Source organism: Pleurocapsa sp. CCALA 161, from assembly GCF_003003995.1.
Classification (GTDB): Bacteria; Cyanobacteriota; Cyanobacteriia; order Cyanobacteriales; family Xenococcaceae; genus Waterburya.
This window is the reverse complement of record NZ_PVWF01000034.1, coordinates 23,566-47,797: the sequence shown is the minus strand read 5'-3', so window position 1 is coordinate 47,797 and position 24,232 is coordinate 23,566. Positions and strand designations below refer to the sequence as shown.

The 24,232-nt window shown below is 39.6% G+C and carries 24 protein-coding genes; 10 read left to right on the top strand and 14 right to left on the bottom strand.

The window, feature by feature from the left end; all coding sequences use genetic code 11:
* Positions 1-503: 503 nt before the first annotated feature.
* The 9 genes from C7B62_RS10415 to C7B62_RS10375 form a co-directional block, all read right to left on the bottom strand.
* The gene (locus C7B62_RS10415; RefSeq protein WP_106235580.1) at positions 504-1,601 is read right to left on the bottom strand and encodes a tetratricopeptide repeat protein; all 1,098 of its coding nucleotides are present in this window, start codon (positions 1,599-1,601) and stop codon (positions 504-506) included.
* A 206-nt stretch (positions 1,602-1,807) separates the two neighbouring features.
* A complete protein-coding gene (gene nblB / locus C7B62_RS10410; RefSeq protein ID WP_106235578.1) occupies positions 1,808-2,464 on the bottom strand; it encodes a phycobilisome degradation protein NblB in 657 nt (218 codons plus the stop codon).
* 109 nt (positions 2,465-2,573) lie between these two features.
* Positions 2,574-3,032 (bottom strand): CBS domain-containing protein, encoded by a 459-nt coding sequence (locus C7B62_RS10405; RefSeq protein ID WP_106235576.1) that lies wholly within the window; start codon positions 3,030-3,032, stop codon positions 2,574-2,576.
* Positions 3,033-3,342: 310 nt separating this feature from the next.
* Positions 3,343-3,627 (bottom strand): hypothetical protein, encoded by a 285-nt coding sequence (locus C7B62_RS10400; RefSeq protein WP_106235574.1) that lies wholly within the window; start codon positions 3,625-3,627, stop codon positions 3,343-3,345.
* Between the two features lie 110 nt (positions 3,628-3,737).
* Positions 3,738-4,778, bottom strand: a complete 1,041-nt coding sequence (locus C7B62_RS10395) for an ABC transporter permease (protein ID WP_106235572.1) — start codon at positions 4,776-4,778, stop codon at positions 3,738-3,740.
* A 51-nt stretch (positions 4,779-4,829) separates the two neighbouring features.
* Positions 4,830-4,991 (bottom strand): four helix bundle protein, encoded by a 162-nt coding sequence (locus C7B62_RS27120; RefSeq protein ID WP_106235570.1) that lies wholly within the window; start codon positions 4,989-4,991, stop codon positions 4,830-4,832.
* A gap of 154 nt (positions 4,992-5,145) precedes the next feature.
* Positions 5,146-5,865, bottom strand: coding sequence for a DUF3120 domain-containing protein (locus C7B62_RS10385; protein ID WP_106235568.1), 720 nt, complete (start codon positions 5,863-5,865; stop codon positions 5,146-5,148).
* Between the two features lie 343 nt (positions 5,866-6,208).
* Positions 6,209-8,203, bottom strand: a complete 1,995-nt coding sequence (locus C7B62_RS10380) for an ABC transporter ATP-binding protein/permease (protein WP_199194135.1) — start codon at positions 8,201-8,203, stop codon at positions 6,209-6,211.
* A gap of 117 nt (positions 8,204-8,320) precedes the next feature.
* The gene (locus C7B62_RS10375; RefSeq protein ID WP_233219904.1) at positions 8,321-8,992 is read right to left on the bottom strand and encodes a lysozyme; all 672 of its coding nucleotides are present in this window, start codon (positions 8,990-8,992) and stop codon (positions 8,321-8,323) included.
* Positions 8,993-9,354: 362 nt separating this feature from the next.
* On the opposite strand from C7B62_RS10375, the gene psb34 reads away from it, so the two are divergent.
* A complete protein-coding gene (gene psb34, locus C7B62_RS10370) occupies positions 9,355-9,525 on the top strand; it encodes a photosystem II assembly protein Psb34 (protein WP_106235564.1) in 171 nt (56 codons plus the stop codon).
* A gap of 125 nt (positions 9,526-9,650) precedes the next feature.
* Positions 9,651-10,187, top strand: a complete 537-nt coding sequence (locus C7B62_RS10365) for a pentapeptide repeat-containing protein (RefSeq protein ID WP_233219903.1) — start codon at positions 9,651-9,653, stop codon at positions 10,185-10,187.
* Between the two features lie 16 nt (positions 10,188-10,203).
* Here C7B62_RS10365 and truB read toward each other — a convergent pair whose 3' ends face one another.
* Positions 10,204-11,118, bottom strand: a complete 915-nt coding sequence (gene truB, locus C7B62_RS10360; RefSeq protein ID WP_106235560.1) for a tRNA pseudouridine(55) synthase TruB — start codon at positions 11,116-11,118, stop codon at positions 10,204-10,206.
* 398 nt (positions 11,119-11,516) lie between these two features.
* Between truB and C7B62_RS10355 the strand changes: the two genes are divergently transcribed.
* Entirely contained in the window at positions 11,517-11,951 is a 435-nt protein-coding gene (locus C7B62_RS10355; protein WP_106235558.1) for an ATP-binding protein, read from the top strand.
* Positions 11,952-11,957: 6 nt separating this feature from the next.
* Here C7B62_RS10355 and C7B62_RS10350 read toward each other — a convergent pair whose 3' ends face one another.
* A complete protein-coding gene (locus C7B62_RS10350; protein WP_106235556.1) occupies positions 11,958-12,848 on the bottom strand; it encodes a hypothetical protein in 891 nt (296 codons plus the stop codon).
* A gap of 43 nt (positions 12,849-12,891) precedes the next feature.
* Positions 12,892-13,395, bottom strand: coding sequence for a hypothetical protein (locus C7B62_RS10345; protein WP_106235554.1), 504 nt, complete (start codon positions 13,393-13,395; stop codon positions 12,892-12,894).
* A 375-nt stretch (positions 13,396-13,770) separates the two neighbouring features.
* Between C7B62_RS10345 and yqeK the strand changes: the two genes are divergently transcribed.
* The 4 genes from yqeK (at position 13,771) to C7B62_RS10325 (ending at position 16,374) form a co-directional block, all read left to right on the top strand.
* Positions 13,771-14,343 (top strand): bis(5'-nucleosyl)-tetraphosphatase (symmetrical) YqeK, encoded by a 573-nt coding sequence (yqeK, locus tag C7B62_RS10340; protein WP_106235584.1) that lies wholly within the window; start codon positions 13,771-13,773, stop codon positions 14,341-14,343.
* A 75-nt stretch (positions 14,344-14,418) separates the two neighbouring features.
* Positions 14,419-14,832 carry a ribosome silencing factor gene (rsfS, locus tag C7B62_RS10335; RefSeq protein ID WP_106235552.1) on the top strand — a complete coding sequence of 138 codons (414 nt, stop codon included), beginning with the start codon at positions 14,419-14,421 and terminating at the stop codon, positions 14,830-14,832.
* A gap of 14 nt (positions 14,833-14,846) precedes the next feature.
* Positions 14,847-15,350 (top strand): CGLD27 family protein, encoded by a 504-nt coding sequence (locus C7B62_RS10330; protein WP_106235550.1) that lies wholly within the window; start codon positions 14,847-14,849, stop codon positions 15,348-15,350.
* Between the two features lie 70 nt (positions 15,351-15,420).
* Positions 15,421-16,374, top strand: coding sequence for an asparaginase (locus C7B62_RS10325; RefSeq protein ID WP_106235548.1), 954 nt, complete (start codon positions 15,421-15,423; stop codon positions 16,372-16,374).
* A 45-nt stretch (positions 16,375-16,419) separates the two neighbouring features.
* On the opposite strand, the gene C7B62_RS10320 is transcribed toward C7B62_RS10325, so the two are convergent.
* The gene (locus C7B62_RS10320) at positions 16,420-16,686 is read right to left on the bottom strand and encodes a hypothetical protein (protein ID WP_106235546.1); all 267 of its coding nucleotides are present in this window, start codon (positions 16,684-16,686) and stop codon (positions 16,420-16,422) included.
* A 142-nt stretch (positions 16,687-16,828) separates the two neighbouring features.
* On the opposite strand from C7B62_RS10320, the gene C7B62_RS10315 reads away from it, so the two are divergent.
* The 3 genes from C7B62_RS10315 to C7B62_RS10305 all read left to right on the top strand — a co-directional run bounded on the left by C7B62_RS10315 (position 16,829) and on the right by C7B62_RS10305 (position 22,641).
* Entirely contained in the window at positions 16,829-17,374 is a 546-nt protein-coding gene (locus C7B62_RS10315; protein ID WP_158260661.1) for an alpha/beta hydrolase, read from the top strand.
* 381 nt (positions 17,375-17,755) lie between these two features.
* The gene (locus tag C7B62_RS10310; protein WP_106235542.1) at positions 17,756-22,126 is read left to right on the top strand and encodes a non-ribosomal peptide synthetase; all 4,371 of its coding nucleotides are present in this window, start codon (positions 17,756-17,758) and stop codon (positions 22,124-22,126) included.
* 53 nt (positions 22,127-22,179) lie between these two features.
* On the top strand, positions 22,180-22,641 hold the full coding sequence (locus C7B62_RS10305) for a hypothetical protein (RefSeq protein WP_199194134.1): 462 nt from the start codon (positions 22,180-22,182) through the stop codon (positions 22,639-22,641).
* A gap of 95 nt (positions 22,642-22,736) precedes the next feature.
* Here C7B62_RS10305 and C7B62_RS10300 read toward each other — a convergent pair whose 3' ends face one another.
* The gene (locus C7B62_RS10300) at positions 22,737-24,188 is read right to left on the bottom strand and encodes a sensor histidine kinase (RefSeq protein WP_106235540.1); all 1,452 of its coding nucleotides are present in this window, start codon (positions 24,186-24,188) and stop codon (positions 22,737-22,739) included.
* Between the last annotated feature and the right edge of the window lie 44 nt (positions 24,189-24,232).

Genomic DNA, 24,232 nt, shown 5'->3' with positions numbered 1-24,232 from the left:
AAACCGAGGCGGTATTCGCTGCGCTCAATACACCCGCCTCGGTTTTAGCGGGGGTCTCCACGGGAGGAGTCAGATGAGTCCACTTTTGGTTGAATCTAGAGTTTCGACTAAAAATAATCGCTAGAATTGAGTTGAGGAAGGAAATTCAACAACTCTCTCGTATATTGCTTGACTGCATAAGTTTCAAACAATTCATTTAATGCGGTCGGTTCAAAAATTATCTCCATAATTCCTCTAACTATTACCGTTACTGGAGTTTCTTTAATATGCGAAGCGATACCCTTTAGGGTTAGGGCTTGCACTCTTGTCCTTAAGCCAATGAGGATATCGCATTGAGTGTATCCTTGAGGACAAATTCAGAGAAGATAGTATTAATCATCAGGCAATATTCCCTAAATGCTTTGTTTTATGTTCTCATGAATATTTTTTTATTAGTACATTTGCTCACCTTAACAGGGGTAGCTCTTGGCTCTAAGCTTTTAGCTGTTAAAAGATTTTTTGCTCTACCCTTGATTAATTTCTGCAATCAACTTCGTCACTTGATTCGCCTGCTCTTGATTACCATCATTTTTATATAGCTCCAAAGCCTGTTGCAAAGCAGCGATCGCTTCTTCATCTCTGTTTCTACCTTTGAGGGCAAGACCTAAGTTGTGATAGCCTCGCGGGTTGTTGGGTACAAGTTCAGTTAAACGGCGAAAATCAATAATTGCCCGATAGTAATTCTTTTGTGCCAGATAAATTAATCCTGTACCCTCAATAGCCGATTGATCATCGGGTTTGAGTCTGGCTGCCCACTGATACTCGGCTAAAGCACGGTCTAATTCTCCCTGCTGATATAGAATCTTGCCGATTTGCAGATAAATAAGATGATTTTGGGGAGCAACCTTCGTGGCTAATTCTAGGGTTTGTAGTCCTGCTGTAATATCTCCCTGGTTGAATAGAGCTTTGGCTAACTGCAACTTAAGATCTAATTCATAAGGCTGCTGTTTTACGGCTACTTCTAAAAGAGCGATCGCTTCTGAATATTTTTGTTGGTCTAATAAAATCCGTGAAGCAATTTTGTAAGCATCTTTAGCCTCTTGGTTATCAGGCGCTAGAGTAATAATATTTTTGTAAGTCTCCACAGCGCGATCGTATTCTTCGGCTCTGACTAGCACCACTCCCAAACCCAAATGATTTTGTAAATTATCTGGCTCAAGAGCGATGGCTTGCTCATAAGCTTCCGCTGCTGCTAAATTCTTGCCCAAATTACCCAAACAAAAACCCAGTGCGTGATAAAGTTTGGGGTCTTTTGGAGATAACTTAACGGCTTTTTGATAAGCTTTTGCTGCTTCAGCATAATTTTTTTTCAGAGTTTGCACATAGCCAATACCAGAAAAAATCTGGGAATTTTGGTCGTCAATGTCCGCTGCTTTTGCGTAGGTTTCTAAAGCTTTGTCATAATTTTGTGATTCGACGTATTTATTGCCTGCCAGAAGCAAATTATTTAACTCAGATTGATCGATCTGAGCCACTATTAAATTTGGTTGAGCAGAGATTAAAGACGAAAAGACTAAAATAGTTAAAGATATAGAACTAATACTCAAAAGTTTAGATAACATGATGGCGACAATTAGCTACTTAGCTGCACAGATCAAAAGATCCTGATAACAAGTAGCAAAATCTTAACTCTTAACTGAAACTCTAAACTTTAATTAGGCAAAAATTTACCTTAAAGAAACATATTTAGCAGATTTAGGCAACTTAGTCTTACTACAGATAACACTTTAATCACCCTGTCTTAAAATGAACAGGTTCAATAATTTGCTCAAAGATTATTTTTTGCTTCTTGAGCTACTTGTTCAGATTCGTCGTCTACCAGCTTAGTAATAATGGCTTTAGCTTCTTCACCACCTAATCTTCCTAGAGCCTGTACTAGCCGAAAACGTATTTGCCAGTCTTCATGCTCGGCAAAGTTTTTGAGCAGAGGAATAGCTTGAGGGTCTCCCAATTCGCCCATCGAACCGATTGCAGCGGTCTGTAAAAGATTATTATTAGAATGCAAAGCTTCTTTGAGCAGGGCAAAACTTTTAGGTTCTCCTAATTCGCCTAATGCAGCAATGATACTAAACTGCACGAGCCATTCAGTGGTGTTGTGATAGACATTGTTTAAATCTTCAAAAGCTTCAGTTAACTTTAAACCGCCAATCGCGTCTGCTGCTGCTGCTTGAACATCAGGTTCTGGATCGTTAAATAGGCGATCGCGCAAAAGTTTTAAAGCAGTATCTTGATCGCTCACCCCAAGGGTATCCAATTGACTCACCGCAGCATAGCGCACGCGGGTATTATTATCGGTAATCATTGGCTGCACAAGAGCGAAGGCAGTTGTGGGTTCAATCTGGCGCAGTTGATTTAAACCTCGAATCCGCTCGCCAAAGTCTTCAGAATTTAATAGCTCTTGGACTGATTCTGGTGTGATGCTCATGTTTAAATTGGTTAATCAATATCGATGAAAACTAAAGTTGATTGTAAAATTGTCAAAACAGTTTTTTGTTGAAATTTGAGCGAAATCATCGCTCAACAATTTGTCTAGCTTATTCGGCTGCCATCATCTTAATCACGTCTCCTTGAGTGATCATCCCAACTAGCTGCGAGCGATCGTTCAGCACAGGAAGACGACGCACTTTATGTTCGTGCATAATTTGAGCAGCTTCTCGCACTAGCTGATGCTCTTGAACGGTAGCTGGGCGATCGCTCATAGCATCTTTTACTGTCTGACCCAAGGCTTTATGTATTTCTTGATTGTATTTAGCAGGATTTTGCAGGTAGATTACGCTATCCAGAAACATTACATAAGGTGGTGTATCTACTCCTGTAGCTTGCCAGGTTAGGTCGGTTTCTGAGATCACTCCTACCAACTTTCCCTGATTATCAACTACAGGTAGACCACTAATTTCTCGCTCTGCCAAAATTTGAATCGCCTCCTGTAGAGAAGTCTCAGGAGATACTGTGACTAGATCAGTAGTCATGACTTCAGCGACGGTTTTGCTCATTTATCTTGTTAATTCGTATAGTTTGCTACTCTATATTTCAATCTATCGCGAATTGCTATCGTTTAGAGTAAAGCTGTCACTATATTTAGTAATTACCGATAAATGACTACTGATTACTGGCGAAGCTTATCCTTTAGGACTAATTCCTAACTACTAACTACTACCCACTACCTACTACCCACTACCTACTACCTACTACCTACTAACTACTACCCACTACCTACTACCCACTAACTACTACCCACTAACTACTACCCACTACCTACTACCTACTACCCACTACCTACTACCTACTACCCACTACCTACTACTAACTAACAAATTGGATCTCAGGCAATAAAGGATCTTTAACGATCGCAAAGCCAGCATATTTCCAGCGTTCCATCAGTCCTTTTAGTTGAATTGGGGAGGCGGTTTCAACGGTAAGGCGATCGCTAAATTCTTGACCATGAGTATTGATATAGCTCATAGCATCGTAGTCTTGTTGAAAGACTAAAAGATAGCTGGCTTCGATCCCGCTTTGCTGTGGCATTCGGGCTACTAGGTATTTGCCGTCTTGCTTGGAACGAATTAAGTAATTGATTTGTAATAACATAACTACTTCCTCTTCTGGTCTATTTAACTGGATAGAACGGAATTATGTCTTGCGGTTAATTGAGCTTCGTTCTATAGTTTTTAGCTGATACCAGCTTACCGAACTAAGGTCTATTTGAGATCTGCTAATTTTATTTTGGGGTCTACTGCTTTGAGGAGTAAATCCGCCAGTAGATTACCGATAATTAGCATAGCTGCACCCATCATTAGACTTGCCATCACCAGATATTTATCTTGAGCCTGTACCGCCTGTAAAGTTAAACGACCTAATCCTGGCCAATTAAAGAAAAATTCGGCAATAAATGAACCTCCAAGCAGGCTAGCAAACTCGAATCCCAATAACGTTACTAGGGGATTAATGGCGTTGCGCAGTGCATGAACATAAATTACTTTATTTTCTGGTAAACCTTTCGCTCGCGCAGTTTGAATATATTCTTGGCGCAAAACATCTAGCAATTGACCTCTAGTTAAGCGCTGTAATCCAGCAAAACTAGTAATACTAAGGGCAATCGTCGGCAACAACATATGCCAAGCAATATCCAGAATTTTGCCGATTAGAGATAGCTGATCGTGGTTGATACTAGTCATCCCGCCTACGGGAAATAGAGGCGACAAAAACTGAGCAATGATGAGAAAGATTAAAGCAGTAATAAAGCTGGGAAAACCCTGTCCTATATAGCTTAGTATCCGCAAAACCTGATCGATACGGCTGTTTTGCTTGACTGCGCTTAAGATACCCAAGGGAATAGCGATCGCCCAAGTCAAAATAATTGAGGCGATCGCTAGTAACAGAGTGGCAGGAACTCGTTCGATCAGCAAAGACGAAACGGAGCGAAAATAAACAAAACTTTGACCAAAATCAAATCTAGTCAAGATACGCCATAGCCACCGAAAATACTGTACTATTGCAGGCTTGTCTAAACCAAACTGCTCACTCAACGCGGCAATCCTCTCAGGTGTAATCTGGGGATCTTGCTTGAGGGTATCTAAATAGTCTCCAGGGGCAATTTCTGAGATGAGGAAACAAAGTGCCGAAGCCAAAAGCAAAGTTATTGCAGCTTGGAATAGCCGTTTAACTATATAGAGGAGCGTTTCATTTTGCTGTAGGTTTTGGAGTCGAGATGAGGTTATCCTATCATTACTTTGAGCCATAAAAATTAACGTTTAATGTGAATTAAAAATTATCCTAAAGGATACACTCCGTTATAGTGATTCATTTTTAGCTCTAAGCTTTTTAAGTAAACCCCCAAGCATTCGATTTACTTTTAGAATCTTCGATTCAAACATTTCACATTTACTAGTTTCCAGATAACCCAAGTCTCTAGCTATTAATATTTGCCATCGTAACTCAAAGGAGCTACCCATTGCTTTTTCTTAAAAAAGCTTATAGCTTATAGCTTACAGCTACGAATTAGTTCATTTCCTAAAGGATTAGCTTCGTTCATTTGCGAAGCTAATCCACATTAGACGTAATTAGGTTAGGTTTAGCCTTTATATTAGTAAAACAACGGACATTCCTTTAAGCAAAGTAGGCAACAATCCAAAACAAGCTGTCAACTAAAATTGTGCTTAAAACTGCTCCAGCGAATGCCCACCAGTGTAGCTCGGTTTTCTTTAATGCCCACCAGCTAACTCCTAACAAGATATTTACTAAGACGATCGCCCAACTGATGCCCCAAACAGTTTGCACCTGTCCTAGCGCTGCTTTTAAAATGGGCGAGGCTAAAGCAGGGTTCATGTCCACCGTCATTAGCGATCGCCAGTAAGGAATTACATCTACCAAGTAAAAATAGAGATCGGTAATCGCCGTACCCAACAGTGAACCGAGATAAAAGAAGTTACCAATTTTCCCCCAGCCTCGCCAAATACACCACAGCGCAAAAGGCAAACCAATCGCCTCAATCGGCATATGAATTAAAGGCTCAGATCTCAACCAACCCCAATAGATCGAGCCAGCTAACCAACTCCAGCTAAAGCCTAAAATAATATCTCCCCACCAGCGATTTTGAGGGCGCTGATAGAGGTAAAAACCTAATCCAACCCAAAACAGGGTTAGTACCAGACTAAGTTCAGGAAATAGCCTGACGATAGGGGCTTGAAAAAATACGGGAACTGAAACGAGAAAAGAAGATGCAAAAAATACTCGCCAGGATTGACTTCCTCGACTTGGTTGTAGAGGTAAATCGAGAATAGTCACAGGGTTTGCTGATGGGCGATCGGAACTTGAGGAAGATGTCACAGGTTAAATGAGTATGAGCTAGTGTAAGTATACTTTTTCTTATTTTTGTTACTTATCTTTACTTTAATTACGTTACCACAATTTTTTTGGCTCAGGGTTAGTCAACAAAAATCGGTACAACAGTTATCCGAGCTTAATCTGATTGTTAATACTAATGTTCATCAAAGATAAGTTAACCCAATAAACCTGCTCAAAAACAAGAGTTTAAGCTTATTTTAAGGCTCTAAATCTACGTAGATGATTAAAGGTATCTAAGAGCTTAAGCAGTTCCCTAGATACCTAATTATGAGATGTAGCTTATTCAATATTTCTTAATGTTTGCAGAGTCACAATGTCTCTGATGCTAAGTATCTAGTTCATTAAAAGTTGCCAGGTAATCTTCTACCGATAATACTTGCCATTGTGACTGACCTCTAAGCTTAAGTACTTTTTGATGATATTGTAATAGGCTGGGACGATGACCGACACTGACAATGGTCGTGTCGGACTGTTGTAGCATTCGATAAAGCCGTTTTTCATTTTGTACATCTAGTGCTGAAGTGGCTTCATCTAAAATTGCATAGCTAGGTTTGGTCAGTAATAATCGGGCAAAGGCTAATCTTTGTTGTTCTCCCAAAGATAAAACGTCTGACCAACTCAATTCCACATCTAGTCCACCTACTTTTGCGGTTAAATCTGCTAAGTTGACTTGTCTTAGAGCTTCTTCTAGCTGCTCGTCGGGGATCTGGCTGTCGGTATGGGGATAAAGTAGCTGTTGCCTTAATGTCCCCAGGATCATATAGGGTTTTTGTGGCAGAAAGAGCAGAGAATCAGATGCTGGTCGAACAATGTTGCCCGAACCCATATTCCACAATCCAGCGATCGCTCTTAACAAAGAGCTTTTACCCACACCGCTTTCGCCAACAATAGCTAAACTTTGCTGTGGTTCAACAGCGACAGAGAGATCTTCAACGAGAGTTTGTTGATGATCGGGGGTTAACAAGGTTACCTCTTCCAATGCCAACCGAGAATCGATAGTTGCGCCAATCTTTGTTGCTCCTGACTCCCTGACAGCTCCCTCTTCCAGATCTGTCAGGGTTTCATCTAAAATAGCAATTCGGTTAATACCCGCTGCAAAAGCAGTCAGCAGTTGAAACTGACCGATAATTAGGGTCAAAGCGCCAAAAATTTGGAAAAATGCCACAGTAGCCTGACCGATCGCGCCAAAATCAATTTGTCCCGCTAGAAAAAGTGGTGCGACCACTAAATAAGGCAAAATACGTACAAAATAACTATGCCCCGTAGTAAAAAATTCAAGATTTCTTTGCCAACCAATTAAAGCATGATAGTTTCTAATTGCTCGCGCAAATCTTTGACCAACACTGGTCAATTCTTGTGATTCTCCACCATAAAAAGCGATCGACTCAGCATTGTCTCGCAAATGAACCAAACCATAGCGAAAATCAGCTTCTCGCTGGAGTTGGTTATAGTTAAGCCCAATCAGTCTTTTACCCAACAAGACAGTAACAATAGTCCCAAATAGGGCATAGCCGACTAAGACTAGAGAAAGACTGCTAGATATAGCCCATAAAACTCCCACAAAGGAAACTAGAGTAATCACTGAATCGAGGATACTCAACAATAAAGTTAGGCTAGTACCAGTAAAAGATTGAATATCTTCGGCAATACGCTGATCTGGGTTATCAATTTGCTTTTGAGCATTGATTTGATAGTAAGCCCTATTTTCTAAGTACCGCTGAAGAATATTTTGAGTTAACCATTCTCGCCAGTAAACTCCTAATAATTTCTGACAATAGCTATAGATCACCACGATCGCTGTACCAACAACAAATACTCCGCCATAGACCCATAAAAACAGCCAAAACGTCGATTCATCTTTATCTACTAAGGCAGTCTCAATAAAGCGGATCGTAAAGGAAATTACCACGTTTAAACCGCTAACCATAATAGAAAACAGCAAAAGTGCCGACAATAACCCCCACTGTTTAACCCGTCCTTGCCAGCGGGGAAATTTCCAGGCAAATACTGCTGTAGGAAGGATGAGAGCAAGAGCTAGAATCCCTTGTGCGGTTGAATTAGCAAAGATCTGTTTCCTCATGCCGATCAAGCCAGCAGCAGCTTCGTTGGTAAATTGAGGGAATAATTGCTGTCCTAACCAGAGAGTTCCAGCGATCGCCATAAACAGTGCTGCAAATAGAAAAATCAACAACAGTAGCAACATTAAAAAAAAAGTTCCCGCCTTCTTTTTACTGGGATACCAATAGGGTAAGGCTACTTTAATAAACCGTTGCCAAAGACGACCATCAATACGATTGATTTGAGGTGCTATATCTACCATTTAATTTATGACCCATCAGAAAGTATATAAACATATTGAGCAATAACTTATGTCCCAAGATATACATGTATGGTGTCATTACGCTACTGTCGATCAAGCTCTAAGCTAGCTAAATCCTTAAGAACTCTGGCTACCACTTAAAAATAGCTGTCTTTCGGCGGCTCTTCTTCTGGTTAATCCTGGCATTTGGACTAACGCGCCCTGGAGATTAGCTTTATCCCAACGCAGAAACTCATCGGCTGCACCTGCATAATCTTGGGCATTAATTTTTTGCACCAAAGTACTATTTTTGATGCTCTCTACGCCAACATTAAAAGCAATAGAAGTTAACGCACTTAATTGGCGATCGCTTAAATCAACTTGTACTATTGGCTCTAATTCTCGGTGAATTTCCCTGATGTGAGTATTTAAAGCTGCATCAGCCTGGGTGGTGGAAATGCGATCGCCAATCTGTACGGGTATACCACCAATTCGGGATAAACCATAGCCGATTACAGGAGTGCCATCAGTATCAATGTATGCGTAGTCTTTAAATCCTTCAAACTCCTTGATCAAGTTGATGGCAACTTTAGGTATTGGTTTGGGCTGAGCCTTAATTGGAGTGGGTGCAATATAGCTTTCTGTTTTTTTGAGATTAACCCGCAAAGAATGGTCTAATCTCTCTAGCTGTAAGTCTTTAACTACATTATTTGATGGTTCATAAATTTTGCTTTCGGCGATCGAAATGGTTGTTAGTCCCAAAGAGCAAACACTAGTTAACATGACTGCTCCGTCAATATATTTATTCAAAACTGATTTCTTAAATATTTATTTTTTCAACAGACCGTTTTAGCCGATTACTCAGCAGAAAATTCCCAAACTGAAGCATATCTTAGTAAATCTTTACCTAGATCGCAATCACTCGTAATTCCACCAAATCTATAGTGGCTTTAGATCTGTTTTTTGGTCGTCAATGAGTATAAATGACTAAAGAAAAAAATTGGGGTGGGCTGTTGATTAAATTTATCTTGACTAATTGCGATCGCCAATTCTGAGAATTCATAGACCACTGCGAAATCTTAAGTTCTAGTTAAATATGTCAACATTTAGTAATATATCGTTACATATGTGTTAATGTTATTTACATAAGTTAATTAACACAGTTAAACATCATGACTACTATCTCTGACGAAAACGGAATTATTAACAACTTTGCCAAAGAACCAGCTATGTATTACGCTGACGCTCCTTCCTCCCAAGACAAACGTGGGTATGTGATCTGGGGAGCGATCGCTTTATTAGTCGTTATCGCTTCTATCTCTACTGCTGCTGTAGTTAGTTAGAGACTAGTTAGCAATCGTTTTGTAATCAATAAGGCTTAATAGTTTAAAACTAAGTGTTTTATTCAAATACCCATAAATTTAAGACCAAAAGAATTGATGTTGCCCAGCTTATAAGTGAGTATAAAATGGGCAAGCGCGATTTTTCTCAGGTTAGCTTAACCCAAGCCTCCCTAAATGATTTCAATTTAGCGGGGGTTAAACTGTGGCGTGCTAATTTAGCGGAAATTAATCTGAGCCGTACTGTATTAAGCAGGGCTGACTTAGCGGAAGCTAATCTATTTAAAACCATGCTGTGGAGAACAGATTTTCAGCGGGCAAATCTAGAGCAAGCCAAATGTAATGCTGCTTTTTTGATCCGCGCTAATTTAAGCCAAGCTAATTTACGTCAATCAATGTTCCGTGACGCACAGATGCGTCTTGCTTGTTTAGCGGATGCTGACTTGCAGGGAGCAGATTTATCATGGGCAAATCTAAGCTATGCGGATTTAAGTTCGGCAAATTTGCAGGGAGCTAATCTGAGGGGAGCTATACTTACTGGAGCTAACCTAACCAAAGCCAACTTAAGTAGCGCCAACTTAGAAGAAGCTGTATTATCAGGTACGAATTTAAGCCAAGCTATTTCACCCAGGGCAAAAACACTGTGTCTCTCTGTAGACAAATAGATTTGAGCTAGAGTTATTAGACCAAAACTATTTTTGGCTTAAGTTTAAGTATTTCGTCACGTTCATATAAAACACTTATTCCTAAGAAAGTTTGCTCTGCTCCATAGGTGAGAAGATAATGTTCTGGAGTGAATACAGATATCACCTTGCTGCTGCCAAGAGCCTGATTTAAATCTATCAGTTGCCCCTGACACCAACGCTTAGAATCATCCACAGAAAGAACAAAAGCGTCTAAATGGTTTAAAAGTAGGTTAGGTTTAATGAATTCAAGGGTTTGCTGATTTAGTTTATGTTCAAGATCGGCAAAGGTCAGACTATCTTCGAGGAACATTCCACAGCTTTGAATCCGCACCAAATTTGCTAAAGTCCCTCCAACTCCTAATTGTGTTCCCAAATCACGAGCGATCGCCCTAATATAAGTACCAGGGCCACAGTGGATCTCTATCTCTAATTCACAAAAATCTTGATGAGTAATCTTGAGCAGTTTTAAGTCACTAATCGTTATGTTTCGTGATTTTACGGTTATTTCCTCTCCTTTACGAGCCAAATCATAAAGTTTTCTTCCTTCTTGCTTAATGGCGCTGTAAATTGGCGGAACTTGCTCGATTGTGCCAATAAAACCTTGCAAGCGCTCAATAATTTGTTCTTGGTCTATGTCAAAGCGATCGACTTGCTGAATTACTTCTCCCTCTAGATCGTCGGTAGTAGTTGTGATCCCTAGACGAATACAGGCACGATAGGCTTTGGCAGTAGGTAAAAACTGTAACAAACGAGTAGCTTTACCCACGGCGATAGGCAGCACTCCTGTTGCTGAGGGGTCAAGCGTACCCCCATGACCAATTTTGCGGGTGTTTAAAAGTTTACGTAACTTAGCAATACAGTCATGAGAGGTAAACCCAGCAGGTTTATTGAAATTAATAAACCCAAACATGATTATCATTAATAATTGCCTCTCCAGTGACCAACAGTAATTTTAGCTGAAGCTGAAGCACACCTCTAACTAAAATCCAAATGTAAACTAAAAATAAGATTTATTTACAAGTTGAAACGCCATAAGTTTAAGATAAATAATATAGTTGACACTTACAAAAACAGCCCCTAGTTTAGGGTTATCTCCTAACAGTTATTGCTGAGAAAATCTGTAAATATATATACTATTAATAATAATAGTTATAATTTATTTAGTTGGTATCAATCTATTGTGATCATTAGCTAGGGTTTAGCTCGATGCCAATAATTTAGATTTTAATCCCACAGCAAAACTGAGCATTTTATCTTACTAGCTAAATTCACTTAACACTTGGCAGACTTTAGAGTCATCAGCGTTCAATGAAATCGAACTTAGAAGTCAAACAATATCATTTGCAGGTTAAAACTGAACTGGAAGCTTTGAAAGAGGTATTGCAGTGGTTTGAAGGCTTAGTTTTTCCTCTCGTTCCCCAAAAAATGGGCTGGCAGTGCGAAGTCGCACTAGTTGAGGCGTTTACCAATGCGGTACGCCATGCTCATCAAGATCTCCCCGAAACTACACCCATTGACCTAGAAGTGAAGTTGTTACCCAACTTTTTGGAAATGCGTATTTGGGATCAGGGACAACCTTTTGATATCAAGGAAAAACTACGTAAGAGTGAAAGAGAAGCTGGCTTGATGGAAAAAGAAGGAGGAAGAGGTTTACAGTTTATTAAAAAACTAACTGATGAGCTGCAATACCTCAATCTACCCAACCACCGTAACTGTCTTGTCATGCGGAAGCATTATGCTTAAGTTCAGCTAGATTTCATCGAAAGCTCGCTCAATTAATCTCCTAGCAAGAGTTTGGGTTCCTGTATGCTCATAATAATTAGTGGAAACATCGATAAAGGCAGCTACATAATCTAGCTTATTATCAGAAAATTCTAAAAATCCCTGGAGGTTTTTCACAACTTTTTCTGGAGACAAATTTTTGCTGCTGACAAAATCAGTCATCCAGCCTTTTACCGAACCAAAACTTTCACCAATAAAATCTAGCTTTCCTTTGGAGTTACCGCCAGGAATAGATTCTGATACGCCTTGGAAAGTAGAGTTAGATTCTAAATCTTTAGGACCAATTCCACTTAGGGTTGACTGAGCTTTGAGAATAAAATCTGGGCCGAGAGGAATTAAACCATCAACACAAACTAAAGCTGCCATCCGCATTAAGGATTCGCCGCTATAGTCTCCTAGTGCGCCCACAAAATCGCCGATGCTATCACCAGGAATGCCATTGATCTGACAAAAAGCTACCAACTCAACTACTAACTTAATTGATAAATCTAAAGCTTGAGCCTTTTCAGGATTAGGTGTAATTTTACTGAGCAAACCACCGACTAAAGGAATTTTATTACCCACTTTATTTGCCAAAGCAGCCGAACCTAAAGCCTTATCTGAACGATCTACCGTCTGATAAAGCCACATTGCCCGACGGTATCCTTGAGACTTATCATTGTAAAGCCAGACTGCGCGATCGCCAATCTGCTGAATCAGTTCCTCATCAGTTTCTCCTGTTACTTTGCGAATTGTCTCAACAAAACCAACCGTATTTTCCCATTCGCCAGGAACGATGGAGTCTAGGGATTTTAACATCATGGTCGTGACGTTTTTCTGGGGGAGATTATCTACCAGTTCAAAAATAGAATCGCTCACTGCTTGCTCCTTAAATATATATTGGCATTAGAATTCATCAAGGCTATTTCAGCTTTGATAAACCTCGAAGATCGAATTTACTCAGCCATGCTTGACGGTCGCTTTCGCTAAAGGAAGAATCTTTGGAGCGAATTTTAACTTGATAGCGATCTGCAACTAAAACAGCCGTGCCTGAACTACCTTGTGTTACTGCGGGATATCCGCTAATTTTACTGCTGCTCTCTTTGAACTTGGCTATTGCACTAGGATTGTTGGAAGTATCAGAAATAGATAAAATAGCAATTTCTTTTCCTCCTACTTTTAATTTAGCTTCAGCAAAACCTTTTTTTTCCTGAGAATAGATGCGTTCATACTGGCTATTACCGTCGGGAAAGTAACGATTAAACGTACCGCCAGATTGAGAAGTATCAACAACAGCCGTTGCGCCTTTGCTAGTGCTTTGCTGCTGTGCGTCATCAAAGCGTGAGGGAGCTTGCTGACTACAAGCAGTGAATAGCAGGCAGCTTGATAAAATAAGCGCCACTAGATATTTGCGTAAACTAATCATTTTAAGTTTATTTATTTAGATTACTAGACTTAATTTTCGGACTTTGGGTTAGACATTGAGACTAAAATGATTCGATTTTTTACAAAAAGTAATTATTTGTAGCCTGATTAATTAATAGTTTATTGATGTTATAAGTTGCCAATCAAATGTTAGCAGCTATTTAAACTAAATGATTTTTATTTGTATTCTATATCGTTTACATAAACAAAATCAGCAATAACTCAAAATGTTACCCAAAATAATTCAATGTCTAACTATTAGTTAGCGATCAACAATTAATTTATCCATCCTCTGAAAGTAGCGCATCTATCTAGAGCATCATTAAAATGTTAAACTAAAGTTCATAATTGCTATTATCAGCAGAATTTTGCCATGATGCGCGATCGCGTTATTAACTGGTTGCAAAAAAATGTTTCAAGCCATCGCCTACAACATATTTTAGGAGTAGAATCCACCTGTATTACTCTAGCTCGTTGTCATCAATTGGACGAGCAACAGGCAGCTCAAGCTGGTTTAATGCACGATTTAGCCAAGTTTTTTTCACCTCAAAAACTGCTGACAATAGCAGCCGAAGTCCATTTGCCCGTAGACGAAGTTTGTTTAAACTATCCTCATCTGCTTCATGCCGAAATTGGCGCAGTGGTAGCTCAACGGAAATTTCAGGTTACAAATCCTGAAATTTTGACGGCAATTGCCAATCACACTTTGGGAGCGCCCGAAATGAGCAAACTGAGCTGTGTAGTTTTTGTTGCTGATGTCTTAGAGCCAAATCGAGGAGATAGCGATCGATTAGCAGCAATGCGCCTTGTTGCCCAGGAAAATCTTTACAAATGTGTACAGCAGACTAGTGATTATTCATTAGAATATTTATTAAGTAAGCAGAAAATTATTCATCCCCGCACTATTTTGACCAGAAATTGGGCTTCAGCTCAAGCTAAATTAAGTTGATCTTAGTTTTCAAGGACAACCAATGGATAAATTCTTGATTAATCAATTAACAACCCCTAATAACATCATATCTGCATGAGTAAATCGTTTGAACCAGCTACTGCTACCCAAAACCAATCTTTAACTAAATCAATCATTGACCCCCAAGAGCTAGCGCTAGAGATTGCTAATGCTGCTGAAGACAAAAAAGCAGCGGATATTGTTTTGCTCAAGGTGAGTGAGGTGTCCTACTTAGCTGACTACTTTGTAATTATTACAGGATTTTCTCGCGCTCAATTAAATGCGATCGCCGAATCTATTGAAGAACGTCTGGAAGAAAAATATAATTTACACCCAGTCAGAATTTCGGGCAAAAGAGAAGGAGGCTGGATTGTTCAGGATTATGCCGACGTGATTGTACATATTTTTCTACCTGAAGAGAGAGAATACTATAATTTAGAAGCATTTTGGGGACACGCCGAGCGCCATGAGTTTGACCAGCCTAGTTAATCCTATTCCTCAGCATGAATAAATCTACCGTTAATTTTTGTCCTGTTCCCTTAGAACAGCAGCCGATCTACGAATATGAGAAGCTAAAGGAATCTTGGTTATTTGACTGGGGAATTTTGGCGAGGGGGCAGTATATCCGTAAAGTAGCTTGGGTAGCTTTTTGGAGTCTGGTTTTAGTAACACCTTTATCCATGTCGCTCTTTACTCCAGCTAAACAGCCTCTAGAATTTATTTTATCCAATTTAATGGGAATTTCTGTACTAACTGGACTATTTTTGTCACGCATTTATTTGGGCTGGCAATATATCAAAGATCGCCTGAAAAGCGATCGCATTTTTTACGAAGAGTCTGGTTGGTACGATGGACAAACTTGGCTCAAGCCCAGCACCATGTTAAACCGAGATCTCTTAGTTGTTAATTATGAAATAGAGCCAATTCTGCAAAGATTACATAAAACCTATGGCTTGATTGCCGCAGTTTTCGCGCTCTCTAGCCTGATCTGGCTAATTTTTGGCTGATTTTATCATACTCAATACTAATCAACATCAAGCGTACTAGAATACTAATTACCCAATTATTTAAGATTGCATGACTAGGGGAAAAAGAACCCAGACACCTTTACTCGAAGTACATTTGCTAAGAGAGGGCATTTTAGAGTCTTCTCACCAGGTGGAAGCAACGGTTTGTGACAGCAAAGGAAGAGTACTGTTAGTGGCAGGTAGCTCTGAATCATCTGCCTTTATGCGCTCGGCATTAAAACCTTTTCAGGCTTTGGCTGTAACTACAACAGGAACAATCCAAAAGTATGGTTTGAGCGATCGCGATTTAGCCATTATCTGTAGCTCCCACCAAGGAAAAATTGAACATGCTCGACAGGCATTCAATATTCTATGGCGTGCGGATGTTGACCCTCTCGCTCTACAATGCCCCATTCCTACTGGTAGAAAGAATCGCTTAGAGCATAATTGCTCTGGTAAACATGCGGGAGCTTTAGCAGTCTGCCAAAATTTGGATCTGCCCCTCCACAATTATATTAAGCATTCTCATCCAGTACAGCAGCTAATTCTGGGCAAAATTTCTGAGTTGCTAGGAATGCCAGGCGCAGAATTGCTGGGCGCGCAAGATGACTGTGGAATGCCTACTTATCAAATGCAGCTTCAGCAGATGGCGCATCTTTATGCTCAGTTGGCAGCAGGGACAAGTTTGGACTTAGAAAGAATTACCCGAGCCATGACTTATTATCCCCGCATGATTGGGGGCGAAGGAGCATTTGATACTGAACTAATGCGTCTTAGCGAGGGCGAGCTAGTTAGCAAGTCTGGAGCAGAAGGAATTCAGTGTATTGGTCGTGTTGGCGAAGGAATGGGACTGGCAATCAAAGTTAAGGACGGCGCTAGGCGAGCTAAGTGTGCCACCGCAATTCATCTTTTGAAGCAAATGGGTTGGATAAGTCCTGCTATCTCCGAGACGCTTTGTGACATGTTTGTTCAGTTAAGCAGCTTTACACGGTTAGAAACAGTTGGCGAAATGTCAATTCTCTAAGTGTGCTAATTTTTGCTCTCCGTTTTTGGCTGCAACGAGAATTATTTAACTAGCTAATCTCTGTTTTGTCATCATAGTAGGGTTTTTTCCCGCAGGTAGCTCTACTGTTTTACGCCCAGTAGCTAGGCTTTGCTCGAGAACTTCGATCTGCAAACTAACCTTGATTAAATATGAGCCAGCTTCAGCATTAATAACTTGAGCTACTTCCTCATTCAAATCTGGTCTGCCTCCTGTAATTGGATTTCTTAATACACAACGATCCCACTCATGAGTTGCTTGGGGGTCTAAATTGAGAATGTAGTACTTGTTCATCAGTAAACTTGCAATTTAACTAATACTATTTTATCATTTAGTTGAACAAAAAATCAACTTTGTTTTAATTTAGTCAGCAGCAGCATAATCTGAATTTTTGCCACATAAAATAAGAATGATGCTTGATTGCAGGAGAAAACAAATGAGAAAAGCTACAGGATTAAAATGGTTAAGACAAGTTGCGATCGCTTTTATTAGTGCAGGAGCGTTAATTTTTTTTGTTCCTAGTCGAGCTTCAGGTTCAGAAAAAGTTATTTTTACCGACGGTGGATTAAGCCAATCAATTTCTCTAGAAGAGTTGCAAGATTTTGCCGACACAGGCAAAGTTTCTCCAGCATTAAATACTTTATTGAAACATGGTCAACAAAACCCATTTGTAATACGGCGCATTTTAAGACAAGAATTTCCTGCCAACAATAGGCTGATCTCAGACTTACTGAATACAATACCAGGAGAATACATTTTATCTCAGACAGGAAATGTAGTCAGTTCTAGAACTGAAATAGCAAATGTAACGGCTTTGCGGGGAGCATTAGTCACCTCAGCTAGCGATAATAATTTAATCTCTTTAATTGAACTTTTAGAAAATTACCCAACGCAAGAAGTCTATGTCAACGGCAAAATTTTGTTCAAGCTGCGGGAAAATTTCGTTAACTTTGTAGAAGGTAGCAGTCAATATCTGATCTGAAATCCAAAAATGAATGCTACAAATTACTCTTCTACCCCACTACCTCCTCTACTTCCTCTACTTTTCATCTGTAGCAAACTTTAAAGTATTTCATATTAATATCCCCGTATAGTAGATAAAAATACTCTAAAAAAGCTATCAAAAGTTGCAAAAATATGAGATAATATACGCAATTTAATAATGTTTGAGTTAAAAATAAATCTAGCATTAAGTAGAAATTAAAGTAAAATAGCAGCTTAAACTGATTACTTTTGACAATATATAAGATTTTTTAAACTACTAATCAAAGTGTGCTAATAGATAATTTTTGGCACAATTTGTTATATCTATTGAGCGATAAAAATTAAGACTCTAGCTAAGAAAATAATTTATTGAAAATACATGAAGAAGTTTTCCTTTAATTGTGTCCTAATTGGAGAAGGAAATTTATTAATTGAGTGTGCTGAAATACTAATTAGAAATAATTATCAAGTCAGTACAGTCATATCTGCCGATCAAGCGATCGCCCGATGGACAGCAAACCGTAAGATTATTTATTGTAAAAATCTTCGGCAATTTCAACAAATATCTTCTCCAACTCAATACGATTATCTATTTAGTATTATCAATCAAACTATTTTAAATCAAGAAATTCTTAATTTAGCCAAGACAGCAATTAATTATCACGATGCACTTTTACCAGCTTATGCTGGAGTAAATGCCACTTCCTGGGCGATTATCAACGGTGAAAAGCAACATGGAATTACCTGGCATGAAATGGAGCTAGAGGTGGATACTGGGCAAATATTAAAGCAGGTAGAAATAGAGCTTGAGCCTTCAGAAACTGCCTTAACTCTCAATGCCAAATGTTATCAGGCAGCAATTGTTTCTTTTCAAGAATTGATTGAGGAATTAGTAACTAAAAAAACAACTTTTAAGTCTCAAGATTTACAACAGCGTAGTTATTTTTCGCGACACCAAAAACCTCCAGCATTGGGCATAATTGATTTTAATGCTTCAGCTACAGAAATTGATAATTTAGTTAGAGGTTTAGATTTTGGTGATTATCCCAATCCGCTGGCTACAGCGAAACTAATTTTAAACTCCAATTCAAGTCTGGACTATGTAATTGTGACAAAAGTTACAGTGTTAACTGTTTTATCTTCACAATTGCCTGGAATAATAGTGGGAATTGAAAAACAAAGGTTAATTGTCGCTACAGGTAGCCAAGATATTGCCCTGGAAATTATTGTCAGTCAACAAAAACAAACCAAATCAATCACTGAATTAGTTGCCAATTATCAATTAGAGGTAGGACAAAAGCTACCAGAAATAGGCGCTCAATCGATAGCTCAATTAGTTAAATTTGAAAGCGAAATTGCACCATCACAAACCTATTGGGTAAAACAATTATCAAAGTGCCGACAGTTAACTTTACCTTGTGAGCAAATACCCACAGCTTCGGCACAGAATAAATATAATAATTATCGCCAAGTTAAATTACCTCTAAGCTCAACAGTTACTAATTTCCTACAAGACTCTTTGGCAGTTAGCATTGCTGCCTTCGCGATTTATTTAGCTCGTTTAAGTGGCAACAATCTCATCAGTTTGGGATTTGATCGGCTCACTAGCGATCTTCATGCTCCTTGGTTCGCTCGATATGTACCCTGCAATTTAAACATTGAACTCGAACAGGATTTTACTAATGTCTTAAAAACAGTAACTAACAAACTGAGGCGTAACCAACAACATCAAACCTATTCAACCGATATTATGGTTCGATGTCCCGAACTGGTTGCTCGACAAACTAACTTTTCAGTCGCTGTAACTCAACTAAGTCGAGATGCCTTACCCCCAGAAAATTTGCTCGTTGCCGATTTCACTTTAATTATTGACCGACAACAAGCAGAATACTTTTGGTCTTACAACACTCAGCTATTTTCAGCACAAATTATTGAGACGATGATCGAGCAATGGACGATCTTGTTAACAGCAATTGCTCGTCACTCCCAATGCCCCGTCTCTCAACTGCCTTTAATATCTACCTTTGAGCATCAAAAAATTTTTGGGGAGTGGAACGATACTAAAAGTAACTATCCTCAATGCTGTCTTCATCAACTATTTGAAGCAAAAGCAGCCGAACATCCTCAAGCCCTGGCTATAGTTTGCCAAGGGCAATACTTAACCTATGGAGAATTAGAGCAAAAAGCCAATCAATTGGCTGGTTATCTGCAAAGTTTGGGAGTTCAAGCCGAAACCTTAGTTGGAATCTGCCTCAATCGTTCCGTAGAAATGATTATCGGTTTATTTGCTATTCTTAAAGCAGGTGGCGCTTATTTACCTTTAGACCCGAATTATCCGACGGCGAGACTGACCTATTTATTAGAAGATGGTGGAGTAGGGATTCTCTTAACTCAAAGTAAATTACTTGATCGCTTACCCGAAACCTCAGCGCAGGTTGTTTGTTTAGATCAAGACTGGCAGGAGATCGTGGCGGTCAATTACCAGCCTGTTAGCAATGTCAATAGCCATAATTTAGCTTATTCGATCTACACTTCTGGGTCGACGGGAAATCCCAAAGGAGTCGAAATTGAACATCACAGCGTGGTTAATACCTTATTTGATCTTGAACAACGTTTTAAAATTAGCTCTCAAGATAGCGTTTTAGCAGTATCTTCCTTAAGCTTCGATCTGTCGGTATACGATATTTTTGGATTATTGGGATCGGGTGGTAGGGTGATTATTCCTCAGCCCGAAAATTGCCCCAACCCAGAACACTGGCTAGAATTAATCATCCAAGAAAAAGTTACTATTTGGAATTCAGCTCCAGCTTTGATGGAACTGCTGCTCGACCAGATCATGACTAATCAGCGGACATTGCCTAAATCTCTGCGCTTAGTTTTACTGAGTGGCGATCGCATTAGTCCACACCTGGTCATGCAGCTACAAACCCTTAACCCACAACTACAAATTATTAGTTTAGGAGGGGCAACAGAAGCATCAATTTGGTCAATTTATTATCCCATTGAGAACTTAGCTCCCTCGACTAAAACGATTCCTTACGGTCGTCCGCTTAATAACCAATCTTTTTATATCCTCGATCCAAAATTACAGTTAGTACCAATTGGAGCGACGGGAGAACTTTATATTGGTGGAGTTGGTGTAGCCAGAGGTTATCTGCATCGGGAGCAATTAACCGCCAGTAAATTTATTCTTGATCCTTTTAGTGATTCAGCAACAGCTCGTCTCTACAAAACTGGAGATTTAGGACGTTATCTTGAAGATGGTAATATCGAATTTTTGGGGCGTATTGATAATCAAGTAAAAATTCGCGGTGTTAGAGTCGAACTAGGCGAAATTGAAGCTACCCTATCACAATATCCAGGAATAACAGAAACTATTGTGGCGATCGCTAATCGACCCGTCCTCAAGGATACTGCTTCTGATAACTCCGAACAGACAACTATAGTTGCCTATTGTGTTTCAAAACTAAAATCGATAACTAGCAAACAACTACGGGACTTTCTTAAAACTAGATTACCTGAATACGCAATTCCTGCGGCGTTTGTTTTTTTAGACTCTATGCCTTTAACTCCCAATGGCAAAATCAACCGTCCAGCACTACTTGAACTACCATTAAATCAGCTAGAAACAGAAAATGATTTTCTCCCGCCTCAAGATACCTTAGAATGGCAGTTAAGCCAGATTTGGTCGCGGATTTTAAATGCTAAACCGATTGGTAGAAATGATAACTTTTTTGAGTTGGGAGGTAATTCCTTATTAGCGTTACGCTTGTTTGAGCAAATTCAAACCACTTTTGGTAAAAATTTACCCTTAGCGACGCTTTTTCAAGCACCGACCATTGCCCAATTGGCTAGCTTGATGCTAGAGCAAGGATGCTCTGCTTATTGGTCTTCTCTGGTGAGTATTCAACCCCATGGTCATCAGCCTCCTTTATTTTTGATCCATGCCGTTGGTGGGAATGTATTGGGTTACCAATGGTTAGCCGAAGCGTTAGGATCGGATAGACCTATTTATGGGCTACAGGCAAAAGGTTTGGATGGTCAACAAACACCACTAACTTCAATTAAAGAGATGGCTGCTAGCTATCTTGAAGAAATCAAACTAATTCAACCCCAAGGACCTTATTTTTTAGCAGGACACTCTTTTGGTGGTTTTGTAGCTTTTGAAATGGCACAACAACTTGTCCAACAAGGAGAAACAGTCGCTGTTCTAGCATTATTTGACTGTTTTGGACCTAATGGCTACGATCAATCTACATTGGTACAACGGTTAGGGATTCACCTAAATAATTTAAGCGCATTATCATTAAGGGAAAAATTAGCTTATTTGACAGACCGATTTGAATATATTTTACAATCTAAAATACCTTGTGCTTGGCAACAGAGATATTCTAGGTTAGCCAATTTAATGAGTTCTCCAGAACAAAGGCTGATCGCCCAAATTCAAAATATTAACTTGCAGGCAAAAGAACAATATACACCTACTGTTTATGAGGGAAAATTAACTCTTTTTCGCGCTCAAGCTAGACAGGCTTGCGGTTATTTTGATCCCGATGGAGGTTGGCAAGGACTGGCATTGGGCGGAATTGATGTTTATGAAGTTCCTGGTATGCATACTAGCCTATTACTTAAGCCAGAAAATGCCCAGATACTTGGAAGAAAACTCAAAGCCATTCTGGCAAATTTTACCGCTAAACCTCGGTGCGATGAGCTAGCTAAAATGAGACAAGTCAAATTGAAACAGAATTAGTGCATTGGTCACTATACTAAAAATCTTAGCTGTATTAAATATACAAATTTTATATGCTGACATATTCAGAAGAACCTCTCAACGCCAAGCCAATTTCTGCTGAAGAATTAAAAAAGCAAGAGCGGATGCGTGATGTTACCTTGTTGTTGCAGCAGATTGTCGAACGAGAAGAAGTAGCTTTAAAACTGATTATTGATAGTTTGATCGATGTGGGTTCAATCAACTATGCCAACAAAAAGCTGCATAACCCACCACTAAATAAAATGATGAAGATATTGGTAGGCTATATCAAACCAGTTGCGCGTCTGGCTGCCTTATTTTGGCTCAAGCGCAATCTACCTAATTTATTAGCTGCTTGGCTAGAAGCCAAGGTATCGTTTGAACCTATACCCATTAACGACAGCGAAGCCTTAACAGGAGATTTAGAGACAGTCCCCGCAAGCGAAGTTCAAGCTCCTAATGAAACAGTTGATGAACCAGTAAATACTCTGCCCAATATTAGTAATTTGAGTTAGTTTGAAAATCTCCACCAAAAGTTAGATCTTAAATTAGATCTCAAATTTAGATCTGAAAAGTGCGATCGCACCTGCTCTTTAAATCAGCAACGTCTTTAAATTTTACAAATATTAACTGGTAAACAAATTGTAAAACAGGTTTTTCCTGGTGCGGATTCAACAGTAATTGAGCCACGATGACGATTTTCAACAATGCGTCGAACGTTATCCAAACCTAAGCCAGAGCCTTCACCAACTGGTTTAGTCGTAAAAAAAGGTTCAAAGATACGAGACTGAATTGCAGGGTTAATACCCGTTCCTGAATCAATGATTTTGACAATGATGCGTTGCGAAGCCATGTCGTTATGCGCAGCGGTATTTTTTAGGTTAGGCTGATCGTCTTTTCCTGCTGTGATAATTTCTAGATTGCCTTTTCCTGCCATCGCTTGAATACTGTTATCAATTAAATTAGTCCAAACCTGGTTTAATTCGCTCCCAAAAGCGAGTATTTTGGGTAAATTGCGATCGTAACTGCGTTTAACAGTTACTCCCTGTTTAAGTTTGTGGGATAAGAGCTGGAGCGTATCTTCAATGCCCTGATGAACATCTACCTGCTGTTTAGCGCCTCGATCTAAATGAGAATAAGATTTCATCGACTGTACCAGAGCGGAAACTCGTTCTGCCCCACGTAGCCCTGACTGAATCATCATCATCACTTCAAAAGACAGAGCCAGCCAGCGCAAACCCATATCTCTAAGCTCGGTAGGATCGTCCCGCCAACATTCTACCAGTGGCTCTAGTAACTGAGGCTCAATCTTCCCTGCTGCTAGCGGTGTAGTCAACTTCCAGGCTTCTGCTACTCCATAATTTTCCAACCAATCTTGCAGCGCATCTTCACGATCCATCATTGCCAAAGGATCGGAGTTATTATCAGCAATAAACTTGTAGCCTTCATCTCTTAGTTTGAGCCATTGGGCAGTATGCTCCTCATCTACATTGCGCTGTCCATAGACTAGATTCATCCGCTGTAGCTCTAAGATCGCTGGGGTAACATCCTTAAGCGATCGCACTACCGCAGCAGCAGGATTATTAAGTTCATGAGCTAAACCTGCTGCTAAAGTTCCCAAAGCTGCCATTTTTTCGCGATTTTGGATAAATGACTGTAAACCTTGTACCCTTTTTTGAATAGTTTGAAAAACAGTTTTTTCAAAGTCACGGCATTCATGGACTAGCTGTAAAAAGTCTTCAGGGGTAATTTCATGTACTTGACAGTCGCTTAAGGCTCTGAGGGTGACGGGGACTAAATCCCCCGTCATGATCTGAATTTCCCCAAAAAAAGAGGGTGCATGATGATGTCCAATGGGCATTTCCACACCTTCGCTAAAGCGAGTGACCCCAATGCTGCCAGCGGTGAGAATCAAAAAGCCTTTATGGGCATTACCTTCTTTGACTAAAGTATCTCCTCTAGCTAGTTCTAACTGTGTAGCACGATCGCAAACCCAGTCTAGGCGATCGCGCTCTAACTTTTGAAACAACTCTAGTTTTAGCAGTTCTTGAACACACAGCATAGTGAATTTAATTTAGGTTGTGCTATCCTCAGATTTTAAGTTAT

Bases quoted from the DNA above. Each gene is read 5' to 3' on its own strand.
- C7B62_RS10415 (WP_106235580.1), bottom strand. From the start codon at position 1,601: ATGTTATCTAAACTTTTGAGTATTAGTTCTATATCTTTAACTATTTTA.
- nblB (WP_106235578.1), bottom strand. From the start codon at position 2,464: ATGAGCATCACACCAGAATCAGTCCAAGAGCTATTAAATTCTGAAGAC.
- C7B62_RS10405 (WP_106235576.1), bottom strand. From the start codon at position 3,032: ATGAGCAAAACCGTCGCTGAAGTCATGACTACTGATCTAGTCACAGTA.
- C7B62_RS10400 (WP_106235574.1), bottom strand. From the start codon at position 3,627: ATGTTATTACAAATCAATTACTTAATTCGTTCCAAGCAAGACGGCAAA.
- C7B62_RS10395 (WP_106235572.1), bottom strand. From the start codon at position 4,778: ATGGCTCAAAGTAATGATAGGATAACCTCATCTCGACTCCAAAACCTA.
- C7B62_RS27120 (WP_106235570.1), bottom strand. From the start codon at position 4,991: ATGGGTAGCTCCTTTGAGTTACGATGGCAAATATTAATAGCTAGAGAC.
- C7B62_RS10380 (WP_199194135.1), bottom strand. From the start codon at position 8,203: ATGGTAGATATAGCACCTCAAATCAATCGTATTGATGGTCGTCTTTGG.
- psb34 (WP_106235564.1), top strand. From the start codon at position 9,355: ATGACTACTATCTCTGACGAAAACGGAATTATTAACAACTTTGCCAAA.
- C7B62_RS10365 (WP_233219903.1), top strand. From the start codon at position 9,651: ATGGGCAAGCGCGATTTTTCTCAGGTTAGCTTAACCCAAGCCTCCCTA.
- truB (WP_106235560.1), bottom strand. From the start codon at position 11,118: ATGTTTGGGTTTATTAATTTCAATAAACCTGCTGGGTTTACCTCTCAT.
- C7B62_RS10355 (WP_106235558.1), top strand. From the start codon at position 11,517: ATGAAATCGAACTTAGAAGTCAAACAATATCATTTGCAGGTTAAAACT.
- C7B62_RS10345 (WP_106235554.1), bottom strand. From the start codon at position 13,395: ATGATTAGTTTACGCAAATATCTAGTGGCGCTTATTTTATCAAGCTGC.
- yqeK (WP_106235584.1), top strand. From the start codon at position 13,771: ATGCGCGATCGCGTTATTAACTGGTTGCAAAAAAATGTTTCAAGCCAT.
- rsfS (WP_106235552.1), top strand. From the start codon at position 14,419: ATGAGTAAATCGTTTGAACCAGCTACTGCTACCCAAAACCAATCTTTA.
- C7B62_RS10330 (WP_106235550.1), top strand. From the start codon at position 14,847: ATGAATAAATCTACCGTTAATTTTTGTCCTGTTCCCTTAGAACAGCAG.
- C7B62_RS10325 (WP_106235548.1), top strand. From the start codon at position 15,421: ATGACTAGGGGAAAAAGAACCCAGACACCTTTACTCGAAGTACATTTG.
- C7B62_RS10320 (WP_106235546.1), bottom strand. From the start codon at position 16,686: ATGAACAAGTACTACATTCTCAATTTAGACCCCCAAGCAACTCATGAG.
- C7B62_RS10315 (WP_158260661.1), top strand. From the start codon at position 16,829: ATGAGAAAAGCTACAGGATTAAAATGGTTAAGACAAGTTGCGATCGCT.
- C7B62_RS10310 (WP_106235542.1), top strand. From the start codon at position 17,756: ATGAAGAAGTTTTCCTTTAATTGTGTCCTAATTGGAGAAGGAAATTTA.
- C7B62_RS10305 (WP_199194134.1), top strand. From the start codon at position 22,180: ATGCTGACATATTCAGAAGAACCTCTCAACGCCAAGCCAATTTCTGCT.
- C7B62_RS10300 (WP_106235540.1), bottom strand. From the start codon at position 24,188: ATGCTGTGTGTTCAAGAACTGCTAAAACTAGAGTTGTTTCAAAAGTTA.